This is a genomic window from Neisseria sp. HMSC065C04 (assembly GCF_001815375.1).
GTDB lineage: Bacteria > Pseudomonadota > Gammaproteobacteria > Burkholderiales > Neisseriaceae > Neisseria > Neisseria flavescens_D.
Window position 1 is genome coordinate 214,320 of record NZ_KV820422.1, and the last position, 20,944, is coordinate 235,263.

Genomic DNA, 20,944 nt, shown 5'->3' on the forward strand with positions numbered 1-20,944 from the left:
AGGCCGTCTGAAAAGTTTCAGACGGCCTTTGTTTGACTGATTTACATCAGATGATTTCCAGAATGAAATACTGACGCAGTTTTTCGTACACATTATTTTGTACGTTGATACAACCATTGGTTATGATGCGGTCGGCCACATGAGGAGAAGCGATGCGTTCCATGCGTCTTTCCTGCGGCTTGAGCGTCCATACCCGGTGTAACGCAAACAGAAAGTCATTTTCTTCTTTGAAGCCGATAACCTCACCACCGTAACCCGGTTTGCTGGTCATCATCGGCGTCATATTGAATTTGCCTTTCGGAGTGGTCTTGCCAATCAGTACCGGATGACACTGACCGTCATCGGCAAAGCAAAGCTCCGCCTTAGCTGTATTGACCACAACTTTTTTACGCTGGATATAGTCACTGACAGCATCGGCAGCAGCCAAAGAATTCAGACCTGCTGCCAAGGCTATACCCAATAGGATCCGTTTCAAATTTGTCCTTATTGACGGATACGTTTAGGAGCTTCTTTAATGATCTCGCGGATGATCACTTGAGGCTCTTGTTTAGGTGTAGGTGCTGGAGGAGGACATACAGCATCTTTAGGGAATACTGGATTCCAGAAGAAGCTGCGTGCAAATTTGTCTTTGTCGAAGATCACTTTGTATTGGCAAGTAGTGATGCCTTCAACGCCGGAAGTGTTTTCAGGGTCAACGCCTACGCCTGGGGTATAGAAGTGGAACAGGTAGTCCCATTCACGCACGCCAACCATGCCTTCGTCGTAGTGAGGACGGCCGAGGATTTTGTAGATGTCGTCTTTGGTCAAGCCAGGACGCATTTGATCCAGCTCGTCAAAAGTCGGGAATGTACCGCGGTCTTTGTTGAAGGTCAGGGAGTAAGGTTTAGGGAAGCGTGGCTCGTCTGTAGTGCCTTCAGGAGTGATTTTGCTCTTAGTAGCACAGGCGGCCAGCAGGCCGGTAGCCAGCAGGACGAAGCCTACTTTTGCGATTTTTTTCATTTGATAATCCTTTTATTGATTTTACCAGCCGAACTTTTCAGACGGCCTGTTAGTGCCGGCAGCGAGTTTGCCGGTTTACCCAAATAATGTTGTGCTTCTTAAAGATGTACCCGACGGTTTGACAAACAGAACATCGGCACATTCCGGCAGGGCATTGCGCCTCATCTCCGTTGTATCCGCCTGAGTCGGCAGAACCGTTCAGACGGCCTGACTGACATTTATTGTCACATTGTAACAATTTCACTGCGAGTAAGGCTTGGGGTTTAGAGATGTCCGGTTTTCGATAAATCAGGTTGTATTGCGTAATACCTTGTTATCTTTGTGCTTTAGTTCTTTTTGGCATTTGCCGGAGATTAGGTACTTAATCTTTCGGGTATTATCCCTGCAAATTGTATGCCAGTTTTCCTTTGTACGCATAATCTGTGTATGCCAGAATGTTGGCTTTATACAACATTCATATTAACGAACCAGAAACGGATTGTACCTTTTCTCATGCCCGATGCTGGTCATACGGCCGTGTCCGGCTATCACTTGCGTGGTTTCGGGCAGGGTTAATAGTTTAGCGCAGATATTGTTTATGAGGTCATCATGATTGCCGCGCGGAAAATCTGTGCGACCAACGGTCTCATAAAATAAAACATCGCCTGCGACTAAAAGTCCGTTTTCGGCGTTGTAAAAAACGACTTGACCGGGAGTGTGGCCGGGAATGTGGAGGACTTGGAAGCTATGGTTGCCGACTTTGAGCGTTTCCCCTTCTTCCAGCCAGCGTGTCGGCGCGAATGACGGAGAAACGGGGAAGCCGTATTGCGCCGTCGTTTGCGGAAGGGCTTGGAGCAGGAATTCATCGTCTTTGTGTGGGCCGAGAACGGGTACCTCGCAGGTTTTCAAAAGTTCAACCACGCCGCCTGCGTGGTCAAGATGGCCGTGGGTCAGCCAAATGGCAGTCAGCTTGAGGCCTTTGTTTTGGACTTGTTGCAATAAATAGGGTACGTCGCCGCCGACATCGGTCAAAACGGCTTCTTTGGTTTCATCATCCCAAATCAGCGTGCAGTTTTGACGGAAGGGGGTAACGGCGTTGATTTCAAATTGGAGTGCCATGGGTGTTCCTAGGAAATGCTTATTTAATGTTGTTTACGTTTCAGACGGCCTTTGGTCTATTTAGAATTTAGGTAGTGAGCAACCTTCGTTAACAACAATAGTACATTGAGAGCTTCCAGATGCTTGACATTTTCTCAAGGCAGATGGTTCAGCGTGGCCGGGGATAGGTTCCATTCCATAGAAAGTTTCTACTTTCTTACCCAATTTACCTTGTGCAACGGCGATACAACTATTACGTACCCAAACACCTATCTTACATGGTTTATTTCTACCCCCTTGTTCGCAGGTTTTAATGGCTTCTCTTTCTGCTTCCTCACGAGAATTCATATCAAGTGCGCCACCTGTAATACCAGTTTTAGGATTAAAGGCCCAGGCTCCGTATTTTGATGGAACCTTGATATTGATAATTTCCGTAGTCCGTCTTTGTTGACGTTGACCAGGCGAACCACAATTGGAGTTGTAGCCGTATTGGCATAGACCAGGGTCATTTTGCAACGCACCTCTGGTTGCATCATAAGTAGGGTTGGCAACGCAGACATTAAGGCCTGCCAGCCCTAATAACACAAAAAGCAATTTTTTCATTTCAAGTCCAATCGGTTAGTTATCTAAATCTTTGTCGTTTGATGCACGCCGTCATTTATAAGGTTTCCAATACATCAGGCAATTCGGCCAAGCTGTTGAGCATGGCGGCATGGGGCAGGGCGGAAAGCTGTTGGGCGGTATGTGCGCCGGTGGTGACTGCGATGGCACGGATTTTGGCGTTGGCGGCCATTTCTAGGTCGTGGGTGGTGTCGCCGACGACGATGGCCTCTTCCGGTTCAACACCCAGTCGGTCGCAGAGGGCGAGTACCATGTCGGGCGCGGGTTTGGACGGATATTCGCTGGCGCAGGCGGTTTCCAGCCAAAAGGCTTGGGTGTCGGTTTGTGCAATGGCTTTGTCCAAGCCGCTCCGGCCTTTGCCGGTCGCTACTGCAAGCCAATAGCCTTGTTGTTTCAAGCGTTGCAGGCAGGGCAGGGCTTCGGGGAACAGGGTCATGTTGCGGTTGTTGGGATTGAGGTAGTGCGCGGCATAGGTCTCAATCAGGGTTTCCTGAACGTGTTCGCTGACGTTGTGGGCAAGACGGCGAATGATACCGGAGAGGCTGTATCCGATGAGCGGGCGGATTTGGTCGGCTTCGGGAACAGGCAGGCCGCAATCGGCAAAGCTTTGCTGAAAGGTGTGGATGATGGGGTTGGTGGTGTCAGCAAGTGTGCCGTCCCAGTCGAAAATAATGAGTTTGGGTTTCATGGTTTTCCTTTCAGACGGCCTTTTCCTGATTTTCCAACATTAAAACAAATTGCGCCAATTCTTGCGGCAGGGGGGCTTTCAGGATCAGTTTTTCGCCGGTCAGTGGATGGGCAAGGTGCAGCTCGGAAGCGTGCAGGAACATTCTTTTCAAACCGAGTTTCTGCAGTCGTTTGTTGGCTTGATAGTCGCCGTAGCGTTCGTCGCCGGCGATGGGGCAGTCTTGCGATTGCAGGTGGACGCGGATTTGGTGGGTGCGGCCGGTTTTCAGGGTAGCTTCGACAAAGGTCAGGTCGGATAGGCCGACTTGGTGCAAAAGGCCGTCTGAAAAACGGTTTAACACGCGGAAGATGGTGTGGGCGGATTGGCCGTCTTCGCTGACGCGCACCATTTTTTCGCCTTGTGCGCCGGTGTATTTGAACAGGGGGAGCTTGACGTGGAAGCGGTCGTTCGGCAGCCTGCCGACACCCAGCGCGAGATAGATTTTTTTTGGATGGTCGTTGCGGATGGCTTCGTGCAGTTTCACCAAGGCGCTGCGTTTTTTGGCTATCATCAAAAGGCCGCTGGTGTCTTTGTCGAGGCGGTGGACGAGTTCGAGATAACGCGCTTCGGGACGGGCGCGGCGGATTTGTTCGATGACGCCGAAGCTCACGCCGCTGCCGCCGTGGACGGCAACGCCGGACGGTTTGTTGATGACCAAAAGCGCATCGTCTTCGTAAACGATGTCAAACTCGCGTGCTGGCGCGGCCTGGTTTTCAGACGGCCTTTGTTTTTCGGCGATGCGTATTGGCGGAATACGGACGGTATCGCCTGCCTGAATGCGGTTGTCGGGTTTGCAGCGTTTTTTGTTCAGCCGCACTTCGCCGGCGCGGATAATGCGGTGGATATGGCTTTTCGGGACGCCTTTGAGGATTTTTATCAGATAGTTATCAAGGCGTTGGCCTTCCTCGTGTTCGGCAACGGCAATCAGGCTGACTGAATCTTTGCGTATTGCGTGCATTTTCTCTATAATCCCAAACGTCCGTTTCGGGACCCGAACCTGCCGTCGCAGGCCGTCTGAAACGGATTTATTGTTAAAACGAGATTTTATATTAAAAACGCACTCCGCAAAGCATTTCCTTGTGTTTGTTCAAAGCCGGCAAACGCAATCCCGTAATTAAGTTTGAATTGAACCTGCCGTCCGGCCGGGCGTAAGACGCAATCCGCGCAGCACTGTCCGAAATTACCGGCGCTACGATAATAAGAAGATGTAGGCTGCCTTAATTTTGTCCGAAGCATCAGCATTCGGACGGCAGCGGAACCATCAACCTTTCCGCCGCATTGTTCTTTATTTCCTTCTTTATCCGAATCCGTCCGCACATGGCTTGAGCTCAAGCATGCAACCTTGCGGATTTCAAATCAAATACTGGTTACACGGGGATTTTCCCATCTTGCCTTTGAAGAGTGCCAACCGGACAGACAGGCCGTCTGAAAAAGATATTCACAAATCAAACGGCCGCTGTTCACGAGGTGACTATGAAAAGAATGTTATTCAACGCAACGCAGGCCGAAGAGCTGCGCGTTGCCATTGTCGATGGCCAAAACCTTTTGGACTTGGTCATCGAAACGCTGGGCAAAGAACAGCGTAAAGGCAATATCTACAAAGGTATCATTACCCGCATCGAGCCGTCGCTGGAAGCGTGTTTCGTCGATTACGGAACCGACCGCCACGGCTTTTTGCCGTTTAAGGAAGTATCGCGTTCATATTTCCGCGACTACGAAGGCGGCAGGGCGCGTATTCAGGACGTGCTCAAAGAGGGCATGGAAGTTATCGTCCAAGTCGAAAAAGATGAGCGCGGCAACAAAGGCGCGGCACTGACCACCTTCATCAGCCTGGCCGGCCGCTATTTGGTATTGATGCCGAACAACCCGCGCGGCGGCGGCGTATCCCGCCGTATCGAAGGCGAAGAGCGCCAAGAGTTGAAAGCCGCCATGGCCGAACTCGACATTCCGAACGGCATGAGCATCATCGCCCGCACCGCCGGCATCGGCCGCAGCGCGGAAGAGTTGGAATGGGATTTGAACTACCTCAAACAACTGTGGCAAGCCATCGAAGAAGCAGGCAAAGCGCATCATGACCCTTACCTGCTCTTTATGGAAAGCTCGCTGCTGATTCGTGCGATTCGCGACTATTTCCGTCCCGACATCGGCGAGATTCTGGTGGATAATCAAGAAGTTTACGACCAAGTTGCCGAGTTTATGAGCTATGTCATGCCGAGCAATGTAGGCCGTCTGAAACTCTATCAAGACCACACGCCGCTGTTCTCCCGCTTCCAAATCGAACACCAAATCGAAAGTGCATTCTCACGCAGCGTCAGCCTGCCTTCCGGCGGCGCGATTGTGATCGACCACACCGAAGCCTTGGTTTCCATCGACGTCAACTCTGCGCGTGCCACACGCGGCTCGGATATTGAAGACACAGCGTTCAAAACCAATATGGAAGCCGCCGAGGAGGTCGCCCGTCAAATGCGCCTGCGCGACTTGGGCGGTTTGGTCGTCATCGACTTCATCGACATGGAAAATCCGAAACACCAACGCGATGTTGAAAACGTCCTGCGCGACGCGCTCAAAAAAGACCGCGCACGCGTGCAAATGGGCAAACTTTCGCGTTTCGGCCTTTTGGAATTGAGCCGTCAACGTTTGAAACCGGCTTTGGGCGAAAGCAGCCATGTTGCGTGTCCGCGCTGTGCCGGTACCGGCGTTATCCGCGGCATCGAATCCACCGCCCTGCACGTTTTGCGCATCATTCAAGAAGAAGCAATGAAAGACAACACCGGCGAAGTACACGCACAAGTGCCTGTCGATGTTGCTACCTTCCTGTTGAACGAAAAACGCGCCGAGCTGTTTGCGATGGAAGAGCGTTTGGATGTTAATGTCGTCCTGATTCCAAACATCCACTTGGAAAACCCGCACTACGAAATCAACCGCATCCGCATCGATGACGTAGAAGAAGACGGCGAACCGAGCTACAAACGCGTCGCCGAGCCGGAAGAAGACGAATCCGCCAAACCTTTCGGCAGCGAAAAAGCCAAAGCTTCCCGTCCTGAGCCAGCTGTCAAAGGCGTGCGCCATACCCAGCCTGCACCGACTGTCGCCCCTGAGAAAAAAGCCTCTTGGTGGGACAGCTTCAAAGCTTGGTTGAAACGTATTTTCGGTGGTGAGCCTGCACCTGCCGCAGTTGCTCAAGAGCCTGCCGAAAAACGCACTACAACCAACCGCAACCAAAACAGCAACCGCCGTTCAAACAGCCGCCGTCAAAATCCACGCCGCAACAACAAAAACGACGGCAGCAAAGTTGAAGTGCGCGAAGTGAATGCCGAAGCTGCCGAGAGCAAGTTTGAAGAAAACAAATCAAGCGAAAGCCGCAACGACGAGCGTAAAGACACGCGCCGCAACCGTAACCGTAACAACAACCGCCGTGATGATCGCAATAACGAGCGCAACCGTGTTGAGGAAGTGGTTGAAGATGTAAACGTTCAAGAAGTGGCTGCACTGGCTGAGATGCCGTCTGAAAACCAAGCGGAACAAAACGGCAATAAACGCCGCCGCAACAATGGCCGTAACGAGCGCAACCGCCATCAATCTACGGAAAACCGTGTTGAAGACGTGAACGTTCAAGCCGATGGCGAACAGGCGCAAGTTGAAGCGGACGACAACGCCCGCAGCGAAGAAGGTGCGAAAAACAACGGCCGTCAAGGACGTGAGCGCAATAACCGTCAGCGTAACAACCGCAACGACCGCCGTTCTAACAGCAAAAAACGCAATATTCCGTCTTCGGCAAAAATCGAGCAATACCTGAACATTACCGATACCGCCGACAAAGTCCTCTTTGCCGTAGCGCATGTTTTGGGTTTGAACGAAACGGTTGAAGCCGCAAATACGACATTGTCTTCTGAAAGCGATCAAGCCGAGCCGCTGGTGATTGTAGTATCCGAGCCTGAAGTTGCCAGCGCAGAGCCATTCGTATTTGCGATTGAAAGCGAAGACGAACCTGCCGTCGCGCAAACTGAAAGCGCCGATGCCGAGCAAGCCCTGCTGGCTTCTGCAGTCACCAACGTCAAAGAAGCCATTTCCGCGGTATTGTCTCCGAATGAAACAGCCGTTGCAGAAGTCGCAGAACCGGTTGAAACAGCAACTGAAACTGTGGCAACGCAAACTGAGGCCGTAGCTGAAACAGCGCCTGTTGCCGCTGTTTTGCCGGAAGGTTTGGGCGATTTGATCTTCGTTGAAACCGATCCGCAAGCCGTTGCCGCTTTTGCCGCGCAGCCACAACCTGAACCGGTTGCTAAAACACGCCGTTCGGATGTGCCTAAAGTAGAAGTGGAAGACGTAGCAGTCGAAATGATTTTGGTGGAAACACGCAAAGACTAAGATTGGTTTTCCAGTTAAAAGCCCGATGTTGAATGCATCGGGCTTTTTTATTGGCAAGGAGATGCACTACTCATTTGCTTTGTGTTTGCCACGAGGGTTGCTTCATGGTTAAAAAAGCAGAATAACTTGCTGAGAAAGGGAAGGACGTGATTCTTTCAATGGGAAGGACTTAACGAAATATTGGTATGAGAAAAGGCCGTCTGAAATGGTTTCAGACGGCCTTGGTTTGTGTGTATGTCTAGGTATTGTGATTAGTTTTTGTTCAGAGAGTCACGGATTTCGCGCAACAACAGAACTTCTTCGCTAGGCTCTGCTGGTGCTTCTTCAGCAGGAGCTTCGGTTTTTTTCAAGGAGTTGATGGCTTTAACCACGCAGAAGATGGCAGCGGCAACGATCAGGAAGCTGATCACAGTGTTGATGAACAGACCGATGTTCAGGGTAACGGCACCGGCTGCTTGAGCGGCTGCCAGGCTGGCGTAACCTTCTGCAGGAGCGGCTTGTGCGCCGTCTTTCAACGTGATGAACAGGTTGGAGAAATCAACGCCGCCGATTAGTAGACCGATAGGAGGCATGATTACATCGTCAACCAATGATTTGACGATGCCGCTGAATGCTGTACCGACAACCATACCGACTGCGAGGTCGACAACGTTGCCACGCATAATAAATTCTTTAAATTCTGAAGCGATTGACATAATTAATCTCCTGTATGTGTTTGAGTCAAAATCAGATGTGATTCAATTAATCGGCAGGCATCTTAACGCTTTATTAGTTAAGAAAAATTCAATAATGTTAAATTTTGTATTTTATGCCAAAAATGCCCTGCTTCTATGCCTTCTGTATGAAAAACAGGCCGTCTGAATTTTTTCTGTTACTTTTTTACACCACTTTTTATCAGTAGCTAAGTATCAGATAACATGAATGTTATCTTTAGAATCAATGCTCTATCGGAATTTCAAATTGAGGTAGAATGATAATATAATAATGCTGAAAACATAATCATTGAAAGCCTGTAAAGATAATGTTTCGAATTCGTATTTGACTTTCAGACGGCCTTTTTTGTCATGCAGTTATTCAAACCATAATGTAACGGCCATAAAAAACGCACTTTCATCATGAAAGTGCGTTTGGAGTGAAAACTGTTTAGTTCTCTTCGTCGTTCAGCGCGTTGATGCTGTAACCGCCGTCAACGTATGTAATCTCGCCGGTGATGCCGGAAGCGAGGTCGGACAGCAGGAAGGCGGCTGTATTGCCGACTTCTTCAGTGGTAACGTTGCGGCCCAATGGGTTGTGGGAAGCGACGTGGCCCAAGAGTTTGCTTAAATCGGCGATGCCGGAAGCGGCCAGGGTTTTGATCGGGCCTGCGGAGATGCCGTTGCAGCGGATGCCTTCTTTGCCCAGGCAGGCGGCGGTGAAGCGGATGCCGGCTTCAAGGCTGGCTTTGGCCATGCCCATAACGTTGTAGTTAGGAATGGCACGAACGGCGCCCAAGTAGCTCAGTGCAACGATTGCGGCGTTGCGGCCCTGCATCATCGGACGTGCGGCTTTGGCCAGCGCAGGCAGGCTGTATGCGGAGATTTCGTGAGCGGTGTTGAACGCTTCGCGGCTGATGCTGTCGAGGAAGTCGCCGCTCAAGGCTTCCTTGGGGGCGAAGCCGATGGAGTGGACGAGGCCGTCCAAGCCGTCCCAGTGTTTGCCCAAATCAACGAAAACTTGGTTGATTTCGTCATCGCTGGCAACGTCGCAGCGGAACACGAGTTCGGAGCCGAGTTCGGCCGCCATTTTACGGACGCGCTCTTCCAGTTTGTCGACAACATAAGTAAATGCCAATTCCGCGCCTTGTTCGCGGCAGGCTTTGGCGATGCCGTAAGCGATGGAACGCTCGGAGATCATGCCGGTAATCAGAATTTTTTTGCCTTGCAAAAAGCCCATTTTCTTATCCTTTAGCAGTGGTATTGCGGTTGCATTAAACTGCGCATTATAGCAAAAACCGCTGTTTCGGCATAGAAAATAACGGATAACCCTTTGACTTGCCTCAAATAGGGATAAGGTTTTCTGTCAAGGCCGTCTGAAACCTGACGGAACAGCGTCAAAACGTTATACTTTATAGTCTTAATGACCGATGTTTCAGGAGTGAACCATGCCCGAGCAAAACCGCATTCTTTGCCGAGAACTCAGCCTGTTGGCGTTTAACCGTCGTGTACTGGCTCAGGCGCAGGATACGAAAGTTCCTTTGTTGGAGCGTTTGCGTTTTTTGTGCATCGTGTCTTCCAATTTGGACGAATTTTTTGAAGTCCGCATGGCGTGGTTGAAACGCGAAAACAAATTGCGTCCGCATCAGCCGCTCGACAACGGAAAAACCGCGGCCGAAACCATCGAAGCGGTGGCAAAAGAGGCGCAGGCCTTGATCCGCGAGCAGTACGACCTGTTTAACAAAGTATTGCAGCCTGCACTCAGCCGCGCCGGCATTCATTTCTATCGCCGCCACAAATGGACGGCCGCGCAGAAAAAATGGATCGAAAACTATTTCGACAACGAGCTGTTGCCCATTCTCACGCCCATCGGCCTTGATCCGTCACACCCGTTTCCTCGCCCGTTAAACAAATCGCTCAACTTCGCCGTCGAACTCGAAGGCACGGATGCGTTCGGCCGTCCGTCCGGAATGGCGATTGTGCAGGCTCCGCGCATTTTGCCGCGCGTTGTCCCCATGCCGTCTGAAATTTGCGGCGGCGATGCAGGCTTTGTGTTCTTGTCTTCGATTTTGCACGCCCATGTCGGCAAACTCTTTCCCGGCATGAAGGTTAAAGACTGCCATCAGTTCCGCCTTACGCGCGACAGCGATTTGACGGTTGATGAAGAAGATTTGAAAAACCTGCGTGCCGCGATTCAAAACGAGTTGCACGACCGCGAATACGGCGACGGCGTGCGCTTGGAAGTAGCAGACACTTGTCCGGCGCATATTCACGACTTCTTGCTTGCCCAGTTCAAGCTAACTTCTGCCGAGCTGTATCAGGTCAAAGGGCCGGTCAATTTGGTGCGCCTCAATGCCGTTCCCGATTTGGTGGACAGGCCGGATTTGAAGTTTCCGCCGCGCAATGCAGGCCGTCTGAAAGCCTTGCGCAAAAATGGTTCCGTGTTCAAACTGGTCAAACAGTCGCCGATTTTGTTGCACCACCCGTATCAGTCGTTTGATCCGGTTGTCCAAATGATACGCGAGGCAGCGGCCGATCCGGATGTATTGGCCGTCAAAATGACCATCTACCGCACCGGCAGCAATTCCGAGCTTGTGCGCGCATTGATGAAGGCCGCACTGGCGGGCAAGCAGGTTACCGTCGTGGTCGAACTGATGGCGCGTTTTGACGAAGCCAACAACGTCAACTGGGCGAAGCAGCTGGAAGAGGCGGGCGCGCACGTTGTGTACGGCGTATTCGGCTACAAAGTCCATGCCAAAATGGCTTTGGTTATCCGCCGTGAAGACCGCGTGCTCAAGCGTTATGCCCACCTTGGTACCGGCAACTACCACCAAGGCACATCGCGCATTTACACCGACTTCGGCATCATTACCGCCGACGAACAAATCACTGCCGATGTGAACACTTTGTTTATGGAAATCACAGGCTTGGGAAAGCCGGGCCGTCTGAACAAGCTCTATCAAAGCCCGTTTACCCTGCACAAAATGGTCATCGACCGCATCAAGCAGGAAACCGAACACGCCAAAGCCGGCAAACCAGCGCGGATTACCGCCAAGATGAACTCACTCATCGAGCCGAGTGTAATTGATGCGCTGTATCAAGCCAGCGCGGCAGGCGTGCAAATCGATCTGATTGTGCGCGGTATGTGTACTTTACGCCCGGGTGTAAAAGGCTTGTCCGAAAACATCCGCGTCCGTTCCATTATCGGCCGCCAACTCGAACACTCGCGCGTGTATTGCTTCCATAACAACGGCGCAGACGATACCTTTATCTCCAGCGCCGACTGGATGGGGCGCAACTTCTTCCGCCGCATTGAAGTTGCCACGCCGATTACCACGCCCGAACTCAAAGAACGCGTGATCCGCGAAGGTTTGGAAATGGCCTTGGAAGACAATACCCAGGCTTGGCTGATGCAGCCTGACGGCAGCTACATCCGCACCCAGCTGAAAGATGGCGAGCCTGCGTTTGGTTTGCAAGAAGGTTTGTGGAAAATATACGGACGTTAAGTTGAATAATGTCTCAGGCCGTCTGAAACGCAGGTTTCAGACGGCCTTTTTTGATTTTGCCGTTATAATTCCGTTTCCCAATCTTTCAGACGGCCTTTTCTTATGAAATCTTACCCCGATTCCTATCTCCATTTTGAAAACCTCGAATCTCCCGAAACGCAAAATTTTGCCGCCGCGGCGCATGCCGAAACGCGCAAGCGTTTTTTAGAAAACGACAAGGCGCGCGAATTGTCTGACGGCATTTTGGCGCAGTTGCAGGACACGCGGCAGATTCCGTTTTGTCAGGAACACCGTGCGCGGATGTACCATTTTCATCAGGATGCGGAATATCCGAAGGGCGTGTACCGCGTATGTACCGCGGCGACTTACCGTTCCGGCTATCCCGAGTGGAAAATCCTGTTTTCAGTGGCGGATTTCGATGAATTGCTCGGCGACGATGTATATTTGGGCGGCGTGTCGCACTTGGTGGAAAAGCCCAACCGCGCGTTGTTAACACTGAGCAAATCGGGCGGCGATACGGCGTACACGCTGGAAGTGGATTTGGAAGCAGGGGAGTTGGTAGAAGGTGGTTTTCACTTTCCGGCAGGCAAAAACCATGTGTCGTGGCGCGATGAAAACAGCGTGTGGGTGTGTCCGGCTTGGGATGAACGCCAGTTGACCGAATCGGGCTATCCGCGCGAAGTATGGCTAGTGGAACGCGGCAAGAGTTTCGAGGAAAGCCTGCCGGTGTATCAAATTGCCAAAGACGGCATGATGGTAAACGCGTGGCGTTACCTCGATCCGCAGGGTTCGCCGATTGATTTGATTGAAGCGTCGGACGGTTTTTACACCAAAACTTATTTGCAGGTGTCGGCCGAAGGTGAGGCGAAACCGTTAAACCTGCCCAACGATTGCGACGTAGTCGGCTATTTGGCGGGTCATCTTTTGCTGACGCTGCGCAAAGACTGGAACCGCGCGAACCAAAGCTATCCGAGCGGCGCATTGGTAGCGGTGAAGCTGAATCGGGGCGAACTCGGGGCGACGCAGCTTTTGTTTGCGCCCGATGAAACGCAGGCATTGGAAAGCGTGGAAACGACCAAGCGTTTTGTCGTGGTGAGCCTGCTGGAAAACGTACAAGGCCGTCTGAAAGCATGGCGCTTTAGCGACGGCAAATGGCAGGAAGTCGAACTGCCGCGCCTGCCTTCGGGTGCATTGGAAATGACCGACCAACCGTGGGGCGGAGACGTGGTTTACCTTGCCGCCAGCGATTTCACCACGCCGCTGACAAGAGCATGGCTGGATTTGAACGTGATGGAACTGACCGTCATGCGCCGTCAGCCGCAGCAGTTCGATTCAGACGGCATCAACGTGCAGCAGTTTTGGACGACTTCGGCCGACGGCGAGCGCATTCCTTATTTCCACGTCGGTAAAAACGCCACGCCCGACACGCCGACTTTGGTTTATGCCTACGGCGGTTTTGGCATTCCCGAATTGCCGCATTATCTCGGCAGCGTCGGCAAATATTGGCTGGAAGAGGGCAATGCCTTTGTATTGGCGAACATACGCGGCGGCGGCGAATTCGGCCCGCGCTGGCATCAGGCGGCGCAGGGAATCAGCAAACACAAAAGCGTCGACGATTTGCTTGCCGTCGTGCGCGATTTGTCCGAACGCGGCATGAGTTCTCCCAAACACATCGGTTTGCAGGGCGGCAGCAACGGCGGCCTGATTACCGCCGCCGCCTTCGTGCGCGAGCCGCAAAGCATTGGCGCGCTGGTGTGCGAAGTACCGCTGACCGACATGATCCGTTATCCGCTACTGTCCGCAGGTTCAAGTTGGACGGACGAATACGGCAATCTGCAGAAATACGAAGTCTGCAAACGTTGGCTGGGCGAATTGTCGCCGTATCACAATCTTTCAGACGGCATCGATTATCCGCCTGCGCTCATTACCACCAGCCTCAGCGACGATCGCGTCCATCCCGCCCACGCGCTCAAGTTCTACGCCAAACTGCACGAAACCTCGCCGCAATCTTGGCTCTACTCGCCCGACGGCGGCGGCCATACCGGCAACGGCACCCAACGCGAATCCGCCGACGAACTCGCCTGTGTCTTGCTGTTTTTGAAAGAGTTTTTGGGGTAAAAGCAAGCAGCAGGACTGACTGTTTTGTAAAGTTGAGAAACAAAATACTCTTGTTTCGGCAAGTGAAAAGGAGGCCGTCTGAAAAACGAATATTAAAGTTTTTCAGACGGCCTCCTTTTCTTTTAACTTTCAACATATCCCGATAAAATGGACACTTTGTAAGTAATCATTGATGGAAGACACAATTATGGCAACTGAACCGAAAAATTATACACGATTTAGAAAATAATTTTAAACAAAACAATATATTAAAACTCAAACAAATCTTTCCCGAAGTCTTTTGCGAAGACCAAATCGACTTTGAGAAACTCAAACTCGTCCTTGGCGCAGAAAACCTTGCCGGTGTGGGCGAACGTTATCAACTCGATGCTGTAGAAACTAGTAGCGTTGTTTACAGTATTTCCAGGAGAATACTGAAACATGAACATGCACAAAAACACCCGTCTCACCCCGTCTCTGGATTTGGATATCCTCAACGGCATCATGCGCCAAGCCGTGTTGCAGCAGCTGCAAACCTACTTGGGCGCGGACACCATCATCGAAACACACATCACCCGCGATATGCTCGAACGCGCAGAAAAAATCCGCCTCTCCAACGCCTTGAGAGGCGTGTTTGAGGCGGATTTGGTGTACTAGGAACAATCAATGATTTCTCGGAAATGGATAAAGCCTGAAGGCGATTATTCGTTAGACGGTTTATCTGTCTGAGACGGTTTATCTGTCTGAGACTTGTGCGTTTGCAATATGCTCACTACCTTACCCTCATAACGCTGGCGTAACCACGCCTGTATCCGCTCGTGATCTTTGGCAGGTAGTGGCTGCTCCAATTCGAGAGAGACAATGACGATATCGTCATATGTATCTGTCTTCGGTTCTGCGTTTTTTTGGCTTTCAGACTGTTCGGAAACAGGCGTTGTTTGCGCTTTATCCCAAGCCAAGCCGCGTCCGACAACGATTTTTTCCGCTTCCGGATATTGGGCTTTTAATTCCTTAAGTACCGCTGCATCGTCGATATCGGAGGCTTTGCCTGCCAGTACGGTATCGATATAGGCCTGTTGCTCTTTCAGCTCATTTTGCTGCTGAACCGGGTTGTTTTGGCTTGCCAGCAATTCTTCGATTTTGGCATTGTCCCCTCCCGCATAGACCACGTTGACCTTCGGCTCTTTCACACCTGACGCTTCAAGGCTTTTCACCAGCAAGGCGGAAATTTTCTCGGCATTGCCCGTTCCATTGACAACCAGACTGACTTTATTTTCTCTATGGTTCAACATCTTACGCAGCACGAAAAAACCTTCCTGTTGCTTCGCAGTGGCAATGGCAGCATTGGCTCTGGTGTTGAAGATTTCCTGACGCACCAGTCCTGATGCCATATAGCCGCTCGGAATCATGACAGCAAGTACGACGGCAGTAATAATGATGCTGTGCAACCGGCGTTTGGATTCCTTTACCAACCCCCTGCGCGGCAGCTTGAGCAGCTTGGAAAACAACAAGGTCGCAAAAGCGATGAACACGCAGTTGATGGCAAAAAGATATGAAGCACCGAGAAAGTAGTGCCAGTTGCCATGTGCCAGTCCGTAGCCCGCAGTACACAGGGGCGGCATCAATGCGGTAGCAATCGCCACACCCGGTATGGCATTGCCTCCCTCTTTTCGGGTCAGCGCCACAATACCCGCACTACCGCCGAAGAAGGCAATCAACACATCCCAAAGGGTCGGCTGAGTACGCGCCAAAATCTCGCTTTGCGCCTCTTTAAGCGGGGTTAACAGGAAATACAACGTAGCAGTAACCAAACTGATGGCGACGAATACCATAATATTGCGCACCGCTTGGCGGATCAGCGCAGTATCGCCCACCGCTAAACCATAACCCATACCGACTATCGGCCCCATCAACGGAGAAATCAACATCGCTCCGATCACTACCGCCGTGCTGTTCACATTCAGACCGATACTCGCCACAGCAATGGCAAACATCAATACCCACATATTGGTTCCGGACACCCGAGTATTGGCGCGGATGACGGCATCAATTTTATCGGGATGGGCCTGGTCATGCGCAAGATTGAACACATCTTGCAACTTGGTCATGGCACCATTGTCTTCTTTTGGCTGATTTTCTTGTTCTTCTTGGTTTTTAATGTTTTCTTGGTCTTGCATTTTCATCCTTAAATCAATCTTAACGATTGTCTCTGAATATTTAATTAACTGGAATTTCGGATACTGATAATTATGCTTTATACTGATTTCAAATATGATTAAGCAGATACCTTGCAGAAGGTTAGCATACACATGAAAACGCTGACAACGCTGATCCTGCGTAGGCCTTCACGAAACCAGCATATGCAAAAACCTTCTCTCAAATCTAATTCCTACTTTTTCAGCAGCAACCGCCATCAAAATTTTTTAAGGGGCTGTACTAGTAGATTAGCCCTAAATTCCACACCAATCCCGCAGGATTTTTAGCTGTCGGGACGGTGTGCCGAAATTAAATCGAAATTCGCATTCTTTCAAGAACAGCGGGAAAGATTTGCGATCGATTCCGTTGTATTTGCGTAAGACACGTTTTGCCTGATTCCAAAAATTCTCAATGCCGTTAATGTGGTTCTGACGGTCTGCAAATTCCTTGGAATGGTTGATGCGGTAATGAATAAAACCGCTCACGTCCAACTTGTCGTAGCTGCTCAGGCTATCCGTGTAAACAATGCTGTCCGGCATGATTTTCTTTTTGATGACAGGGAATAACGTTTCAGACTTGGCATTATCCACCACAACGGTATAGACCCGTCCGTTGCGTTTCAGAATGCCGAAGACAACCACTTTTCCTGCCGCACCTCGACCACGTCTGCCTTTACGCTGTCCGCCGAAATAGCTTTCGTCCAGCTCAACAGAGCCCTCAAAAACCTCATCGGCAGCCAAGGCCAAATGATAGTTGATAACCGTGCGGATTTTACGGTAGAACAATGCTGCCGAATTGGGATGGATACCCAAAATATCGGCGCAGAACGGGCGGTAACTTCCAGTACAAAAAAAACGGAGCAGTTCTTTCTGTACTTTTTTCTTTAATTTGCAGTGTGTTATCTTCATATTTTGAGGGTAACATATCTACTAATCTAGTACAGCCCCTTTTTTTAATAATGTTAATGTTAATACGTAACAAAACAAATTCCCGCTTGTAGGTTAAAATCAGGCTATGCTAATATGCACAACAACAGGTTTTTACTGAATAATCTGTGCTAAAATGCAGGATTAGATGGAAAACTCTATCCGAATTCGGTACAATACCGACGAATTATTTCCCTTAAACAACCTGCCGCAAGGCGAAAAGGAACGACTGACATGTCAAACATCGAACAACAAGTTAAAAAAATTGTTGCTGAACAACTGGGCGTAAACGAAGCCGAAGTGAAAAACGAATCTTCTTTCCAAGACGATTTGGGTGCTGACTCTCTGGACACCGTAGAACTGGTGATGGCTTTGGAAGAAGCTTTCGGCTGCGAAATCCCTGACGAAGACGCTGAAAAAATCACTACCGTACAATTGGCTATCGACTACATCAACGCCCACCAAGGCTAATCGGTCGCACCAAACATCCAGCCTCTGCTGCGCCATCGCAATAGAGGCTTTTACCTTATTATTAAACCCCTGAAATTTCAGACGGCATGAGTTTTGCCCGTTTCACAAAGAGAAAGAGCAAGGCTGCCGCGAAAATCCCGACAACCAACAGCGAGATTATCATGAGTCAGAGAAGAGTAGTCATCACAGGTCTTGGCCAAGTATCACCGGTCGGCAACGACGTCGCCACCGCATGGAGCAATCTGCTCGCAGGCAAAAGCGGCATCGGACGGATTACCCGCTTTGACGCATCCGACATCAACAGCCAAATCGCCGGCGAAGTGCGCGATTTCGACATCGGCCAATACATCAGCGCGAAAGAAGCGCGCCGTATGGACGTGTTCATCCACTACGGTATTGCTGCCGCCCTGCAAGCCATTAATGATTCAGGCTTGGACGATTTGGAAACCCTCGACAAAGACCGCGTCGGTGTCAACATCGGCTCCGGTATCGGCGGCCTGCCGAGCATTGAAGCGACCGGTAAAGCCGTTATCGAAGGCGGCGCGCGCAAAATTAATCCTTTCTTTATCCCAGGCTCGCTGATTAACCTGATTTCCGGCCACGTAACCATCCTCAAAGGCTACCGCGGTCCGAGTTACGGCATGGTTTCTGCCTGTACAACCGGCGCACACTCCATCGGTGACTCTGCACGACTGATTAAATACGGCGACGCGGATGTGATGATTGCCGGAGGTGCAGAAGGCGCGATCAGCACTTTGGGCGTTGGCGGTTTTGCCGCCATGAAGGCACTTTCCACTCGCAACGACGACCCTGCTACCGCTTCCCGTCCGTGGGACAAAGGCCGTGACGGTTTCGTTATCGGCGAAGGCGCTGGCGTGCTGGTGTTGGAAGAATTGGAACATGCGAAAAAACGCGGTGCGAAAATTTACGCCGAAATCGTCGGCTTTGGTATGAGCTCCGATGCCTACCATATTACCGCGCCTAACGAAGAAGGCCCTGCATTGGCCGTTACCCGCGCCCTGAAAGATGCCGGCCTGAACCCTGAAGACGTTGATTACGTTAACGCACACGGTACATCGACTCCTTTAGGCGATGCCAACGAAACCAAAGCCCTCAAACGCGCTTTGGGCGATCATGCGCGCAAAGTCATTGTTAACTCCACCAAATCCATGACCGGACACTTGCTCGGCGCGGCCGGCGGCGTGGAAGCGTTGTATAGCGTGTTGGCGGTACACGAGCAAAAATCTCCGCCGACCATCAACATCTTTGAACAAGACGTTGAAGCCGGTTGCGATTTGGACTACTGCGCCAACGAAGCACGCGATGCGAAAATCGACGTTGCCATCTCCAATTCCTTCGGCTTTGGCGGTACCAACGGCACATTGGTATTCAAACGCTTTACAGGCTGATAGAAGGTTTTAAGTAGATTGAAAAGGCCGTCTGAAACTGGATTTCAGACGGCCTTTTTTATTTTAAAATACAAATATTCTTGATAATCTGTATCATTTATATAAAAATATAGACTCCAATCAATATTGCCCGGATTTTGACGGGCAATCAACCCAATTACATTTTTATCAGGAGTCTGCAATGAAAACTATCCGTATTCTGGCATTGGCCGCCGCACTGACCGCCGTGCCTGCATTTGCGTCTGATTTCGGCCATGAACAGGCATTGACCATAGACGGCAAGCCCGCCCATCTGGCAGAAACTTCAGCCCGTATTTTGGCAAACGAAACCCTAACTGCGCCGCAACTGGTCGAAGATATCACTGATGGATTCGGTTCGAAAAAAATTCCAGGTTATAAATTGATGATTATGGGCCGCACTTATTCGGTGGCGGCAGAAACCAAACCGCCGAAAGAGGGCCAAACTCAGTGGCGGGACAATACGTTCATTCATCGCGGCGTAAAACTGTTTGTCGGTATTCCGGTCAAAAACGGCAAGATGGATTTGGCATCTGCCCGATTGATTAATATCGGTGTGGTTGACGATAACGGTGGTGCTGCGCCTCATGATGAGGGTGAAAAAATCCGTCCGGTCGGTAAGCAGCTGATGTCCCCCGATACCAAAGTGGGAAATGTGAAACTCAATATTGCCAAACTGACGTTGCCAAATATGAAATTAGGCGAAACCAGTGGCGGTGGTGTGAAATTGGAAGCATCGGCAACATTGGACGGTAAGCCGATACAGACTAAAATCGACAGCACGTTCTCCCGCTTCTATTCCGCCAAACCGGCAGCTACACGGCCGTTTATGGCAGATGCACGGTTTGTGAAATAATTGTAAAGGCCGTCTGAAATCCTGCTTCAGACGGCCTTTTATATAACGAAACTGCATAAGTTTAGTTTTTCATAGATTAAAGGTAAGGAGTTAAAAAAGCGTAGAATGGCGATTTTAAAAATTCATCATTGGAGGTCGATCATGACGGTAACGATTTTAGACGGTGGAATGGGGCGTGAACTGCATCGGCGCGGCGCACCGTTTCGCCAGCCGGAATGGTCTGCTTTGGCTTTGATGGAAGCGCCGGATATTGTACGTGAAACGCATTTGGATTTTCTCCAGGCCGGCGCACAGGTGATTACGACCAACAGCTATGCGCTTGTTCCGTTTCATATCGGGCAGGAGCGCTTTGATGCTCAAGCTGCCGAATGGGCAAGGCAGGCCGGCCGTTTGGCGCGTGAAGCGGTGGAACAAAGCGGGACTACTGCAAAAGTAGCCGCAAGCCTGCCGCCGTTGTTCGGTTCTTACCGCCCTGACTTGTTTGACAAACAAGTCGCATCTGCTTTGGCGCGCCCTTTAATATCGGGTTTGATGCCGTTTGCTGATATTTGGTTGGCAGAAACCGTATCCAGCTTGGAAGAAGCTCGTTTCTGGCGCAGCAGTCTGCCTGATGACGGTAAACCGTTTTGGGTATCGTTTACTTTGGAAGATACGATGCCACATGATGTACCGGTGTTGCGTTCGGGAGAAACCGTGCACGAGGCGGCGGATTTCGCGGTAGAAATAGGTGCGGCGGCAATGTTGTTCAATTGCAGTCAGCCTGAAGTAATGGCGGAAGCTTTGAAAGTGGCGAATGAAGCTCAAGGCCGTCTGAAACTGGGTGTTTACGCCAATGCATTTGAACCGGTAAAAGGACAGATGAACGATGCCAACGACGGTTTGGATCCGATTCGCGCTGATGCTACGCCGGAAAATTATTTGGCGTGGGCGAGACAATGGGCGGATTTGGGCGCGGAAATCATCGGTGGGTGCTGCGGTATC

18 protein-coding genes are annotated in these 20,944 nt (G+C 50.7%); 8 read left to right on the forward strand and 10 right to left on the reverse strand.

All coding sequences use genetic code 11. The annotated features are described in order from the left end of the window. Nucleotides 1–46 precede the first annotated feature (46 nt). From HMPREF3022_RS09935 to HMPREF3022_RS09960, 6 genes are all read right to left on the reverse strand, one after another. Complete coding sequence (locus HMPREF3022_RS09935) at nucleotides 47–475, reverse strand: hypothetical protein (RefSeq protein ID WP_049332858.1); 429 nt, start codon at nucleotides 473–475, stop codon at nucleotides 47–49. Between the two features lie 8 nt (nucleotides 476–483). Continuing rightward, nucleotides 484–999, reverse strand: a complete 516-nt coding sequence (locus HMPREF3022_RS09940) for an outer membrane protein assembly factor BamE (RefSeq protein ID WP_049332857.1) — start codon at nucleotides 997–999, stop codon at nucleotides 484–486. A 459-nt stretch (nucleotides 1,000–1,458) separates the two neighbouring features. After that, nucleotides 1,459–2,097, reverse strand: a complete 639-nt coding sequence (locus HMPREF3022_RS09945) for an MBL fold metallo-hydrolase (protein WP_070765562.1) — start codon at nucleotides 2,095–2,097, stop codon at nucleotides 1,459–1,461. Between the two features lie 60 nt (nucleotides 2,098–2,157). Beyond that, nucleotides 2,158–2,679 (reverse strand): DUF4189 domain-containing protein, encoded by a 522-nt coding sequence (locus tag HMPREF3022_RS09950; RefSeq protein ID WP_004519036.1) that lies wholly within the window; start codon nucleotides 2,677–2,679, stop codon nucleotides 2,158–2,160. 55 nt (nucleotides 2,680–2,734) lie between these two features. Then, entirely contained in the window at nucleotides 2,735–3,385 is a 651-nt protein-coding gene (locus HMPREF3022_RS09955) for an HAD-IA family hydrolase (RefSeq protein ID WP_070765563.1), read from the reverse strand. Between the two features lie 10 nt (nucleotides 3,386–3,395). Next, nucleotides 3,396–4,382: an RluA family pseudouridine synthase gene (locus HMPREF3022_RS09960; RefSeq protein ID WP_049332851.1), complete on the reverse strand. Its 987-nt coding sequence runs from the start codon at nucleotides 4,380–4,382 to the stop codon at nucleotides 3,396–3,398. A 515-nt stretch (nucleotides 4,383–4,897) separates the two neighbouring features. Here HMPREF3022_RS09960 and HMPREF3022_RS09965 point away from each other — a divergent pair. Beyond that, complete coding sequence (locus HMPREF3022_RS09965) at nucleotides 4,898–7,792, forward strand: Rne/Rng family ribonuclease (RefSeq protein ID WP_070765564.1); 2,895 nt, start codon at nucleotides 4,898–4,900, stop codon at nucleotides 7,790–7,792. A 251-nt stretch (nucleotides 7,793–8,043) separates the two neighbouring features. Here the strand turns inward: HMPREF3022_RS09965 and mscL are convergent, their stop codons facing one another. Together mscL and fabI are read right to left on the reverse strand one after the other, a co-directional pair. Further along, entirely contained in the window at nucleotides 8,044–8,487 is a 444-nt protein-coding gene (mscL, locus tag HMPREF3022_RS09970; protein WP_070765565.1) for a large conductance mechanosensitive channel protein MscL, read from the reverse strand. Nucleotides 8,488–8,935: 448 nt separating this feature from the next. Further along, a complete protein-coding gene (fabI, locus tag HMPREF3022_RS09975) occupies nucleotides 8,936–9,724 on the reverse strand; it encodes an enoyl-ACP reductase FabI (protein WP_003748060.1) in 789 nt (262 codons plus the stop codon). 208 nt (nucleotides 9,725–9,932) lie between these two features. On the opposite strand from fabI, the gene ppk1 reads away from it, so the two are divergent. From ppk1 to HMPREF3022_RS09995, 3 genes are all read left to right on the forward strand, one after another. After that, entirely contained in the window at nucleotides 9,933–11,990 is a 2,058-nt protein-coding gene (ppk1, locus tag HMPREF3022_RS09980) for a polyphosphate kinase 1 (RefSeq protein ID WP_070765566.1), read from the forward strand. 102 nt (nucleotides 11,991–12,092) lie between these two features. Beyond that, entirely contained in the window at nucleotides 12,093–14,108 is a 2,016-nt protein-coding gene (locus HMPREF3022_RS09985) for a prolyl oligopeptidase family serine peptidase (RefSeq protein WP_070765567.1), read from the forward strand. A 420-nt stretch (nucleotides 14,109–14,528) separates the two neighbouring features. Next, complete coding sequence (locus tag HMPREF3022_RS09995) at nucleotides 14,529–14,744, forward strand: aminotransferase class IV (RefSeq protein ID WP_207798647.1); 216 nt, start codon at nucleotides 14,529–14,531, stop codon at nucleotides 14,742–14,744. 44 nt (nucleotides 14,745–14,788) lie between these two features. On the opposite strand, the gene HMPREF3022_RS10000 is transcribed toward HMPREF3022_RS09995, so the two are convergent. Together HMPREF3022_RS10000 and HMPREF3022_RS10005 are read right to left on the reverse strand one after the other, a co-directional pair. Continuing rightward, a complete protein-coding gene (locus HMPREF3022_RS10000) occupies nucleotides 14,789–16,264 on the reverse strand; it encodes a TIGR00341 family protein (protein WP_049332837.1) in 1,476 nt (491 codons plus the stop codon). Between the two features lie 273 nt (nucleotides 16,265–16,537). Further along, nucleotides 16,538–17,191, reverse strand: coding sequence for an IS1595 family transposase (locus HMPREF3022_RS10005; protein ID WP_070765568.1), 654 nt, complete (start codon nucleotides 17,189–17,191; stop codon nucleotides 16,538–16,540). A 252-nt stretch (nucleotides 17,192–17,443) separates the two neighbouring features. Here HMPREF3022_RS10005 and acpP point away from each other — a divergent pair, with 252 nt between their 5' ends. The 4 genes from acpP to HMPREF3022_RS10025 all read left to right on the forward strand — a co-directional run. Beyond that, the gene (acpP, locus tag HMPREF3022_RS10010; RefSeq protein WP_003679644.1) at nucleotides 17,444–17,680 is read left to right on the forward strand and encodes an acyl carrier protein; all 237 of its coding nucleotides are present in this window, start codon (nucleotides 17,444–17,446) and stop codon (nucleotides 17,678–17,680) included. A 161-nt stretch (nucleotides 17,681–17,841) separates the two neighbouring features. After that, nucleotides 17,842–19,089, forward strand: a complete 1,248-nt coding sequence (gene fabF, locus HMPREF3022_RS10015) for a beta-ketoacyl-ACP synthase II (protein WP_049331727.1) — start codon at nucleotides 17,842–17,844, stop codon at nucleotides 19,087–19,089. Between the two features lie 181 nt (nucleotides 19,090–19,270). Next, nucleotides 19,271–19,963 (forward strand): hypothetical protein, encoded by a 693-nt coding sequence (locus HMPREF3022_RS10020; protein ID WP_049331725.1) that lies wholly within the window; start codon nucleotides 19,271–19,273, stop codon nucleotides 19,961–19,963. Nucleotides 19,964–20,104: 141 nt separating this feature from the next. Further along, nucleotides 20,105–20,944 (forward strand): homocysteine S-methyltransferase family protein (locus HMPREF3022_RS10025; RefSeq protein ID WP_070765569.1); only part of this gene is annotated, 840 nt, incomplete at its 3' end.